General features: G+C 69.9%; 12 protein-coding genes. 7 read left to right on the top strand and 5 right to left on the bottom strand.

The window, feature by feature from the left end; all coding sequences use genetic code 11:
- Positions 1–134: 134 nt before the first annotated feature.
- Entirely contained in the window at positions 135–530 is a 396-nt protein-coding gene (gene sodN / locus ACFWNV_RS27570) for a superoxide dismutase, Ni (protein ID WP_030709803.1), read from the bottom strand.
- 192 nt (positions 531–722) lie between these two features.
- Between sodN and sodX the strand changes: the two genes are divergently transcribed.
- A complete protein-coding gene (gene sodX, locus ACFWNV_RS27565; RefSeq protein WP_383952203.1) occupies positions 723–1190 on the top strand; it encodes a nickel-type superoxide dismutase maturation protease in 468 nt (155 codons plus the stop codon).
- Here sodX and ACFWNV_RS27560 read toward each other — a convergent pair.
- Complete coding sequence (locus tag ACFWNV_RS27560; protein WP_383952201.1) at positions 1094–1732, bottom strand: CGNR zinc finger domain-containing protein; 639 nt, start codon at positions 1730–1732, stop codon at positions 1094–1096. The genes sodX and ACFWNV_RS27560 overlap by 97 nt on opposite strands.
- A 67-nt stretch (positions 1733–1799) precedes the next feature.
- Here ACFWNV_RS27560 and ACFWNV_RS27555 point away from each other — a divergent pair, with 67 nt between their 5' ends.
- Positions 1800–2588 carry a class I SAM-dependent methyltransferase gene (locus ACFWNV_RS27555; protein WP_383952199.1) on the top strand — a complete coding sequence of 263 codons (789 nt, stop codon included), beginning with the start codon at positions 1800–1802 and terminating at the stop codon, positions 2586–2588.
- Positions 2589–2696: 108 nt separating this feature from the next.
- On the opposite strand, the gene ACFWNV_RS27550 is transcribed toward ACFWNV_RS27555, so the two are convergent.
- From ACFWNV_RS27550 to ACFWNV_RS27540, 3 genes are all read right to left on the bottom strand, one after another.
- The gene (locus ACFWNV_RS27550) at positions 2697–3449 is read right to left on the bottom strand and encodes an amino acid ABC transporter ATP-binding protein (RefSeq protein ID WP_383952208.1); all 753 of its coding nucleotides are present in this window, start codon (positions 3447–3449) and stop codon (positions 2697–2699) included.
- Positions 3450–3460: 11 nt separating this feature from the next.
- On the bottom strand, positions 3461–4411 hold the full coding sequence (locus tag ACFWNV_RS27545; protein WP_383952197.1) for an amino acid ABC transporter permease: 951 nt from the start codon (positions 4409–4411) through the stop codon (positions 3461–3463).
- Positions 4412–4481: 70 nt separating this feature from the next.
- A complete protein-coding gene (locus tag ACFWNV_RS27540; protein ID WP_383952195.1) occupies positions 4482–5429 on the bottom strand; it encodes an ABC transporter substrate-binding protein in 948 nt (315 codons plus the stop codon).
- Between the two features lie 524 nt (positions 5430–5953).
- Here ACFWNV_RS27540 and ACFWNV_RS27535 point away from each other — a divergent pair.
- The 5 genes from ACFWNV_RS27535 (at position 5954) to ACFWNV_RS27515 (ending at position 10259) form a co-directional block, all read left to right on the top strand.
- The gene (locus ACFWNV_RS27535) at positions 5954–7156 is read left to right on the top strand and encodes an NADP-dependent malic enzyme (protein WP_383952193.1); all 1203 of its coding nucleotides are present in this window, start codon (positions 5954–5956) and stop codon (positions 7154–7156) included.
- A 192-nt stretch (positions 7157–7348) separates the two neighbouring features.
- A complete protein-coding gene (locus tag ACFWNV_RS27530) occupies positions 7349–8311 on the top strand; it encodes a zinc-binding dehydrogenase (protein WP_383952191.1) in 963 nt (320 codons plus the stop codon).
- A 68-nt stretch (positions 8312–8379) separates the two neighbouring features.
- The gene (locus ACFWNV_RS27525) at positions 8380–8589 is read left to right on the top strand and encodes a helix-turn-helix domain-containing protein (RefSeq protein ID WP_243336126.1); all 210 of its coding nucleotides are present in this window, start codon (positions 8380–8382) and stop codon (positions 8587–8589) included.
- The gene (locus ACFWNV_RS27520; RefSeq protein ID WP_383952189.1) at positions 8589–9101 is read left to right on the top strand and encodes a Clp protease N-terminal domain-containing protein; all 513 of its coding nucleotides are present in this window, start codon (positions 8589–8591) and stop codon (positions 9099–9101) included. Before ACFWNV_RS27525 ends, ACFWNV_RS27520 begins: the two co-directional genes overlap by 1 nt.
- Before the next feature lie 105 nt (positions 9102–9206).
- A complete protein-coding gene (locus tag ACFWNV_RS27515; RefSeq protein ID WP_383952187.1) occupies positions 9207–10259 on the top strand; it encodes a hypothetical protein in 1053 nt (350 codons plus the stop codon).
- The last annotated feature ends 56 nt before the right edge of the window (positions 10260–10315 follow it).

The following is a 10315-nucleotide window of genomic DNA, read 5'->3' as shown; positions in this document are numbered from 1 at the left end:
TGGGTGGGCTGGTTTATTTTTAAAACACACCCCCCCCCGGGCCCCGCCGCCCCCCTTGGGGCCCCGCCGGGGGGGCGGGGGGCCCCCTTCGTCATCGTCCCGCGGGACGAGGCCGATCGGACTGGTGGGTCCGATCAGGCGGCCTTCGTCTCCCAGAAGATGCGGTCGATCTCGGCGATGAGCTCCAGCGCCTTGGCGCCGGTCGCCGGGTCGTTCGACGCCTTGGCGGCCGAGAGGGCCTTCAGGGTGTCGTTGACCAGGGTGTGCAGCTGCGGGTACTTCTCAAAGTGCGGCGGCTTGAAGTAGTCGCTCCACAGCACGGAGACGTGGTGCTTCGCGAGCTCGGCGCGCTGCTCCTTGATGGTGATGGCGCGCGCGCGGAAGTCGGCGTCGTCGTTGGCCTGGTACTTCTCCTGCACGGCCTTGACGGACTCGGCCTCGATGCGGGCCTGGGCAGGGTCGTACACGCCGCACGGAAGATCGCAGTGGGCGGAGACCTTCGCCTTGGGGGCGAAGAGGCGGGAAAGCATGGAGTTTGTCCTCCTCGTGATCGTCTTCTCAAGGGGGAGATTACTCCGTGAGAAAGACGATTTCGCGGGCGCCCCCGTGGGGTTGGGACAAAAGTCCAGGGGTGTGCCCGGGCCGGTGACCGAATGTACGGGAGAGTGCGGCAGCATGCGGGGGGCACGAAACGTGCCCCAGGGCTGGTGAGGAGGTCACGGATGGCGGGGAGCAGTCGCTCGCGCGGCCGGACGCGGGAGTGGGAATCGCCGTTGAAACGGATCGGCACCGTGGAGGTGAGGGGCCCCTCGATGGCGCCGACCCTGGAGAACGGGGACCAGGTGCTCGTCCGCTACGGGGCGCCCGTGCGGCCGGGCCACGTGGTGGTGCTGCGCCACCCGTTCCAGCAGGACCTGCTGGTCGTCAAGCGGGCGGCGGAGCGGCGGCCGGGCGGCTGGTGGGTGCTGGGCGACAACCCGTACAACGAGACGGGCGACAGCACGGACTACGGGGCGGTCCCCGACGAGCTCGTGCTGGCGACCGCGGTGGTCCGCTTCCGGCCGCGCCCCCGGCCGGAACACGCGGCGCAGGGTCAGCGCTCGCTGAGGGCGTGGCTCTCCTGGGCCTCGTCGGCGCTGCGCCCGCTGTGGGCGGACTCCTCGGCCTCCAGCCGCTTGCGGGCGCGGTAGGCGGCCACGTTGGCGCGCGTGGCGCACCGGTCGGAGCAGTACCGGCGGGAGCGGTTGGTGGAGGTGTCGAGGTAGGCGTTGCGGCAGGGCGGCGCCTGGCAGAGGCCGAGCCGGTCGGGGCCGTGCGCGGTGAGGTGGAAGGCCAGCCCGAAGCAGGCGATCGCGGCGTAGCCGGCGGAGGCGTTGGAGGGGTGGTCGGCCAGGTGGATGTGCCAGTTCGGGCCGCCGTGCTCACTGTGCTCGTCGATGGCCTCGTGCCCCGACACCTGCGGGCTGACCGGGAACTCCATGAGCAGCGAGTTCAGCAGGTCGACGGCGAGGACGTGGTCCCCGCCGTCGGCGGCCTCGAAGACGCCGCGCAGCCGGCCGCGGACGTTGCGGAAGCGGGTGACGTCACCGTCCGTGACCCGGCGGGCCATCTGCACGCTGGCGCCGAAGAGTGCGCGGACGGCGTCCACGGAGGTCAGCGAGTCCTTGTTGCGGGCCGGCTCCTCGGTGTTGACCAGGCGCACGGCGTAGTCCGAGTAATGGGCCAGTTCCACTTGTAGTCCTTACGGCTGCGGATTAGTGTCTCCGGTAACGGCTGAGACATGTTCGAGGGTATTACGCATGGAGGCACGCGTGGCGGATACAGCACGCACCGATACCGCGGCACGATCCGACTGGCAGGCCTGGCAGGACAGCTGGGACCGGCAGCAGGAGTGGTACATGCCCGACCGCGAGGAGCGGTTCCGGGTGATGCTGGACATGGTGGAGGCGCTGGTCGGCACCGCCCCCCGCATCCTCGATCTCGCGTGCGGTACGGGAAGTATCACGGACCGCGTCCTCAAGAGGTTCCCGGAATCCACCAGTACGGGAGTCGACCTCGACCCCGCACTGTTGACGATCGCCCGGGGCCACTTCGCCGGCGACCCCCGCGTCACCTTCGTGACCGCCGACCTCAAGGCCCCCGACTGGCGCGCGGCCCTCCCCCACGACTCCTACGACGCCGTGCTGACGGCCACCGCCCTGCACTGGCTGCCCAGTGAGGACCTCGCCGTCCTGTACGGGCAGCTGCCGGACCTGCTGCGGGCCGGCGGGGTGTTCATGAACGCCGACCACATGCCCGACCCGGCCACCCCCCGGATCAACGCCGCCGAGCACGCCCACCGGCACGGCGGCATGGACCGGGCGAAGGCCGCCGGGGCGCTGGACTGGCGCGAGTGGTGGGAGCTCGCGGCCGCCGACCCCGAGCTCGCCGGGCCGACGAGGGCCCGCTTCGAGATCTACGGGGAGCACGCCGACGGCGACACCCCGCCGGAGTCCTGGCACGCGGCCGCGCTGCGCGGCGCCGGGTTCGCGGAGGCCCGTACCGTCTGGCGCTCCCCCTCGGACGGGCTGGTGCTGGCCCTGAAGTAGGTCCCGGCCCGGGGAACGGCCCGGAAGCCGGGTCGGAAACCGGGTCGGGCATGCGTGAGGGGCGGTACGGATTCCCGTACCGCCCCTCGCGCGTGGAACGCCGCCGTCCTACAGGACCTTCGAGAGGAAGGCCTTCGTCCGGTCGTGCTGCGGGTTGCCCAGGACCTCGCGGGGGTGGCCGGATTCGACCACGACACCGCCGTCCATGAAGACGAGGTTGTCGCCGACCTCGCGGGCGAAGCCCATCTCGTGCGTGACCACGATCATGGTCATGCCCGACTCGGCCAGGTCCCGCATGACGTCGAGGACGTCGCCGACGAGCTCCGGGTCGAGCGCCGAGGTGGGCTCGTCGAAGAGCATCAGCTTCGGTTCCATGGCCAGCGCGCGGGCGATGGCCACGCGCTGCTGCTGGCCGCCGGAGAGCTGGGTGGGGTAGTTCCCGCCCTTGTCGCCGAGTCCGACCCGGTCGAGGAGCTTGACGGCGCGCGCCCGCGCGACCGCCTTGCTCTCGCCCTTGACCATGACCGGGGCTTCCATGACGTTCTCGATGGCCGTCATGTGCGGGAAGAGGTTGAAGCGCTGGAAGACCATGCCGATGTCCCGGCGCTGGGCCGCGACCTCGCTGTCCTTCAGCTCGTAGAGCTTGCCGGCCTTCTCCCGGTAGCCGACCAGCCGGCCGTCGACCGAGAGCCGCCCGGCGTTGATGCGCTCCAGGTGGTTGATGCAGCGCAGGAAGGTGGACTTGCCGGAGCCGGACGGGCCGACCAGGCAGAACACCTCGCGCGGGGCGACTTCGAGGTCGATGCCCCGCAGGATGTGGGCGGGGCCGTACGACTTGTGGACGGCCTCGGCCTTGACCATCGGCTGGGCGGTCACTTCGCCACCTCCGTACGGCGGAACATGTTCAGGTTGGCCCGCAGACGCTGGAACGGCGTGGGCGGCAGGGAACGCAGCGAACCACGGGCGTAGCGGCGCTCCAGGTAGTACTGGCCGACACTGAACACGCTGGTCAGGGCCAGGTACCAGATGGAGGCGACGAACAGCATCTCCATGATGGCGCCTGCCGTGGACCCGATGTTCGACGAGGCCCTCAGCAGTTCCGTGTACTGGACCGCGGAGACCAGCGACGAGGTCTTCAGCATGTTGATGAACTCGTTGCCCGACGGCGGGATGATCACGCGCATCGCCTGCGGGAGCACCACCCGGCGCATCGTCTGCGTCTGGGTCATGCCCAGCGCGTGCGAGGCCTCGCTCTGGCCCTCGTCGACGGACTGGATGCCCGCACGGACGATCTCCGCCATGTACGCGCCCTCGTTCAGGCCGAGGCCCAGGAGCGCGACCATGAACGGGGTCATCAGTTCGACGGTCTCTTGCTTGTAGATCGGTCCGAGGTTCACGTACTGGAAGATCAGCGACAGGTTGAACCACACCAGCAGCTGTACGTAGACCGGGGTACCGCGGAAGAACCAGATGTAGAGCCACGCGACGGTGTTCGTCACCGGGTTCTTCGAGAGCCGCATGACCGCGAAGAGGATGCCGAGCACCAGGCCCAGCGCCATCGCGGACACACTGATGATCACGGTGTTGCCGAGGCCGGCGATGATCGAGGGGTCGAAGAGCTTGTCTCCGACCGTCTTCCAGATCACGTTGCCCTGGGAGAAGGCGTAGACGAGCCAGGCCAGCAGGACGATGACCACGACGCCGCTGATCCAGCGGCCGTAGTGGCGCACCGGGATTGCCTTGATGGCCTCGTACGGGGTACCCGAGGGGCCGGGTCCGGCGGGCGGGGTCGCGGCCGGATCCTTGTCGATCTTGTCAGTCACAATGACTGCCCTTCAGTGGAGCTCAGGAACCAGGGACCGGGGGCGCGGGGCGCCCACCGGTCCACACGGGTCACTTGCCTGCGTTGACCGTCGCCGACTGCACGGCGCTGTCCTTGACGTTCCACTTCTCCAGGACCTTGGCGTAGGAGCCGTCCTTGATGATCGCGTCGAGGGCCTGCTTCAGGGCGTCGCGCAGCTGGGTGTTCTCCTTGCTGACGCCGATGCCGAAGAGACCGACGTCGGACTGCGCGCCGCCGACCTCGAAGTCGTTGCCGCCGCCCGAGGTCTTCGCGATGTACGCGGCGACCGGGAAGTCGTTCAGGTCGGCCACGGCGCCGCCGGCCTTGACGCGGGTCTGGGCCTCGGCGTCGGTGTCGAAGGCCTCGATGGTGAGCTTCTTGTCACCGCACTTCGTGGCCTGCGCCTTGAAGGTGTCCTCGTAGATCGTGCCGCGCTGGACGGCGACCGTCTTGCCGCAGAGGTCGTCGAGGGTCTTGATGTTCTGCGGGTTGCCCTTCTTGACGAGGAGCGAGACGCCGGAGGAGAAGTAGTCGACGAAGTCGACGCCCTTGCCGATCTGCTTGCCGTCGTCGTCGAGGCCCTTCTGGCGCTTCTCGTTGTCCGAGACCGAGGACATGATCGCGTCCTGGCGGCCGGAGTAGATCGAGGTGATCAGACCGTCGAAGCTGCCCGAGGTGAACTCGAACTTCACACCGAGCTGCTTGCCCAGGGCCTCCGCGATGTCGGGGTCGACACCGACGATCTTGCCGCCCTCGGTGAACTCCATCGGGGCGTACGCCGCGTCCGTGCCGACCTTGATGACACCCGCGTCCTGGATCTTCTTCGGCAGCGCGGAGAAGAGGGGGGCCGCGTTGGGCTTCGTGGTGTCCCCGGACTCCTTCTTCTCGGTCTGGTCTCCACAGCCGGTGAGGATCAGGGCGCCGGCGACCGCGATCGCGCCGACCGCGGCGATCCGGGACCGGGCGGCGGTCGTACGGCGGGTGGTGCTTGCGGTCATGAGCTGGTTCCTCCGGCAGGTGGAAAGCATCGAAAAGCGGTCGGGCACGCCCCATCGAGTGTCGCGACCTTGTGTGATTAGGGGCATCTTGCCATTCGGACTGAGTCATTCAGGCAGCCCGTCAGGTCAAAATCGGATAACGGCAGCCCCTTCGTACCCAACAGGACTGCGGACAAGGCCCCTCAGAGCCGCACGAACGGCCGTGACCTGGTCCTTTTGCCGCACTATTTGCGGCGCGTCTCGCCCATCGGACAGAGAGGTTTGGACTTTTCGCCAAAACCGGGACAAGCGGCTTATGGTCGAGCGGGAATCGACTCGTCTGGGTGAGTGTTCTTGGGGTAGAACGGATCCTTACACCCCTCATCCGGGGCTCAGGGCGCGCGTGCGGCGCGCCCGCGCGTACGAACCTCCCCTTCGCGGAGACGGGCCTACAACCGTCGCCGCAAAGACGGACGCGGTGCCCGCCCACCCCTTAACCAGGAGTGGCCACCCTCAACGATTCAAAGACTTAAGGGGTTAAGACAGTGGCAGCGGAGATCGTCAATCCTCGCAGCGACAGCGTGACGGACAACAACCCGGATGCGGTGTTCGCGCTGCACCGGGGCGGCAAGATGGCCATCGTGGCCACCGTGCCGGTCCACAACAAGGACGACCTGTCCCTGGCGTACACGCCCGGCGTTGCGAAGGTCTGCAGCGCCATTGCCGAGCAGCCCGAGCTCGTGAACGAGTACACCTGGAAGTCCAACGTGGTCGCCGTCGTCACCGACGGTACGGCCGTGCTCGGACTCGGTGACATCGGGCCGGAAGCCTCCCTCCCCGTGATGGAGGGCAAGGCCATTCTCTTCAAGCAGTTCGGTGGCGTCGACGCGGTTCCGATCGCGCTCGCCACCAAGGACACGGACGAGATCATCGAGACCGTGATCCGCCTCGCCCCGTCCTTCGGCGGGGTGAACCTGGAGGACATCTCGGCGCCCCGCTGCTTCGAGATCGAGCGCCGCCTCCAGGAGGCGCTGGACATCCCGATCTTCCACGACGACCAGCACGGCACGGCCATCGTGACGCTGGCCGCCATGCGCAACGCCGCGAAGCTCACCGGTCGCACCCTCGCCGACCTGCGCGCCGTGATCTCGGGCGCCGGCGCCGCGGGCATCGCGATCGCCAAGATCCTCGTGGACGCGGGCATCGGCGACGTCTGCGTCACCGACCGCAAGGGCGTCGTCTCCGCCGACCGCTCCGACCTGACGGACGTCAAGGCGGAGATCGCGGGCCTGACGAACAAGACCGGCCAGACCGGTTCCCTGGAGGACGCCCTCGCGGGCGCGGACGTCTTCATCGGCGTCTCCGGCGGTACGGTCCCCGAGGCCGCGGTGGCGACGATGGCGAAGGACTGCTTCGTCTTCGCCATGGCCAACCCGAACCCGGAGGTCCACCCCGACGTCGCGCACAAGTACGCGGCGGTCGTGGCCACGGGCCGCTCGGACTTCCCGAACCAGATCAACAACGTGCTGGCGTTCCCCGGCATCTTCGCGGGCGCGCTCAAGGTCCGCGCGACCCGGATCACCGAGGGCATGAAGATCGCCGCCGCCGACGCCATCGCCGGCGTCGTGGGTGACGAGCTCGCCGCCGACTACGTGATCCCCTCGCCGTTCGACACCCGCGTCGCCGAGGCCGTCACGGCCGCGGTCGCCGCGGCCGCCAAGGCCGACGGCGTGGCCCGCCTGGCGTAAGCGCTGCGCTGACCGCACGGAAAGAGGGGCCCGGCCGAACCATTCGGCCGGGCCCCTCTCCCGTCTCCCGGACCCGGCCGCGCTCGAACCCCCGGGGTTCCGCCGGCGCACATCCAGCCCGTCCGGCGTTTGAGGACCGGGGTCCGGGGCGGCCCCTGGATCCCTGGGCTACCGAGCGGTAGCCTCGCGGCCATGTTCGCTGCCTACGCCGCCCGAATCGACCGTGACCAGCCGCTGAACGGCCTCGAGCTGGGCGAACGCCCAGCCCCGCAGGCCCGTCCCGGCTGGGTGACCGTGAACGTCAAGGCCGCCTCCCTCAACCACCACGACCTGTGGTCGCTGCGCGGGGTCGGCCTCTCCGGGGACAAGCTCCCCATGATCCTCGGCTGTGACGCCGCCGGGATCGACCAGGACGGCAACGAGGTCGTCCTGCACTCCGTCATCGGCCAGAGCGGCCACGGGGTCGGCCCCGACGAGCCCCGCTCGATCCTGACCGAGCGCTACCAGGGCACCTTCGCCGAGCAGGTCACCGTCCCCGCCTGGAACGTCCTGCGCAAGCCCGCCGAGCTCTCCTTCGAACAGGCCGCCTGCCTGCCCACCGCCTGGCTCACCGCGTACCGGATGCTCTTCACCAACGCCGGCGTCCGCCCCGGCGACTCCGTCCTGGTCCAGGGCGCGGGCGGCGGGGTCGCCACCGCCGCCATCGTCCTCGGCAAGGCCGCCGGCCTGCGGGTCTTCGCGACCAGCCGCGACGAGGCCAAGCGCAAGCGCGCGGTCGAGCTGGGCGCCGTGGAGGCCTACGAGCCCGGCGCCCGGCTCCCCCAGCGGGTCGACGCGGTCATCGAGACGGTCGGCGCCGCCACCTGGTCGCACTCGGTCAAGTCCCTGCGCCCCGGCGGCACCCTGGTCATCTCGGGCGCCACGAGCGGGGACCGCCCCGCGCACGCCGAGCTGACCCGGATCTTCTTCCTGGAGCTCAAGGTGGTCGGCTCGACGATGGGCTCGAAGGACGAGCTGGAGGACCTGCTGTCCTTCTGCGCGGCGACCGGCGTCCGCCCGGTGATCGACGAGACCCTGCCGCTGGACCGGGCCCGCGAGGGCTTCGCCAAGCTGGAGTCCGGCGACCTCTTCGGCAAGATCGTCCTCACCGTCTAGCGCCCGGCACCGCCACCGATGTCAATGTGGGTTGACATCCTCCCGTGCGTCAACCTACATTGACACCCATGACGGAAGCTACCGATCTGGCCGAACGCGCCGGTGACCGTGACCCCCGCGTGGGCCTGCGCGCCGTGGCCGCCCTCCGGCGGCTGCTGGAGCAGCTGGAGGCCGTACAGGTGCGCGGCGCCCGCGCACAGGGCTGGTCCTGGCAAGAGATCGCGGCCGAGCTGGGCGTCAGCCGGCAGGCCGTACACAAGAAGCACGGGAGGCTCTGATGTTCGAACGCTTCACCCAGGACGCCCGCTCCACCGTGACGGGCGCGGTCGCCGAGGCCGAACGGGCCGGGGCGCAGCGCGTCGGCGAGGAGCACCTGCTGCTCGCCCTGCTCGCCCTCGGCGCCCTCGACCCGCTGGGCGTCGACCGGGCCGCGATCTCCGCCGACCTGGCGGCGGCCCGCCGCCGGGGCGGCATGTCCAAGGCGGACGAGGAAGCCCTCGCGGGCCTCGGCATCGACCTCACGGAGATCGTCTCCCGCGTCGAGGAGACCCACGGCGAGGGCGCCCTGGCGGACCCCGTCCCCCGCAGCCGCTCCACCCGCACCCGCTTCACCCCGGGCGCCAAGAAGGTCCTGGAGCAGTCCCTGCGCATCGCCGTGGGCCGCAAGGACCGTCACATCTCCACCCTCCACCTGCTCCTCTCACTGCTCTCCCGCCCCGGAACGGCCGCCGAGGTCCTCACGGACCACGGGGTCACCTACGCGGGAGCCGAGGCGGCCCTGGCGGGCTGAGCGACGGTCGCACTCCCCCGAAAGTTCTTCGATGCTGCGTACAACCATGTGGGCGGCCGGACGGTCTCGTACTGCGAAAGAACTTTCTCCCCTGGGGGTTTTGCTGTGAAGTTGTCCCGGATCGCCGCTGCGGTCACCATTTCCGCGCTGGCCCCGGCCGTGTTCCTGTCGTCCCCGGCCTTCGCCGTCGGCGAGGAATCCGGCGCGCCCTCGACCCCCACGGCTCCGACCGCGCCGGACCAGCCCACGGCGGTGCAGCCGCCGGCCGAGCAGCCCCCGGCGGCGCAGACCCCGGCCGAGCAGCCCGGTGACACCCAGGCCGAGCAGGACCGCAAGACGATCCTCGCGATCATCGCCGACCCGATGGCCAGCCAGTACATGAAGGAAGCCGGTCTCAAGGCCATCGCCGACGGCCCCGCGGCCATGCGTAAGTTCATCGAGACCGACCAGCACGTGATCCGCCGCGACGACTACCGCGTGCTCATCACCCGCCTCGCGACCGACGCCGGCCCCGATCTGATGGAGGGGATCAAGCAGATCATGCGGAGCGACGCGACCCTGGAGGAGCTGCGTCACTTCTACGAGGTCACCCAGCACGAGCTGCGCGACTCTGACAACAGGGTCGACATCGCCCGGCTGGTCAACGGCGCCGGCCCCAACCTGAAGGAAGGCGCGAAGAAGGCCCTCAAGGGCACTCCCGCCGACCGCATCGAGTTCCTGAAGACGGGCCAGCACCAGCTGCGCGACCAGGACAACCGGGTCGAGATCGCCCAGATCATCGACGGCGGGGGCCCGGAGCTGGTCAAGGCGGGCCTCGCGGCGCTCAACGGCACTCCCGCCGACCGCGCCGAGTTCCTGAAGACGGGCCAGCACGAGGCGCGCGCCAAGGACAAGAAGGCCCAGGAGGACAAGGAGAAGGAGAAGGAGAAGCCGACCCCGACTCCGACCCCCACTCCGACCACCCCCGGCACCACCCCCGGCACCGGGAGCAACACGGGGAACACCGACGTCACCCCCCAGGGCGGCAACGGCGGGCACCTCGCCACCACCGGTGCCGGTGAGTCCGGCTGGATCGCGGGCGGCGCGGGCACCGCAGTCGTCGCGGGCGCAGGACTCCTGCTCGCCGCACGGATGCGCCGCGCGGGCTCCGCGCGCTGAACCGTCGTGCGCCGAACCAACGCGCACTGAACCGTCTCGCCGCGGCCGTACAGGGG

The organism is Streptomyces sp. NPDC058401, assembly GCF_042722885.1.
Taxonomy (GTDB): domain Bacteria; phylum Actinomycetota; class Actinomycetes; order Streptomycetales; family Streptomycetaceae; genus Streptomyces.
Note: the sequence above shows the minus strand (reverse complement) of the source record. Positions and strands in the feature narration are given on the sequence as shown.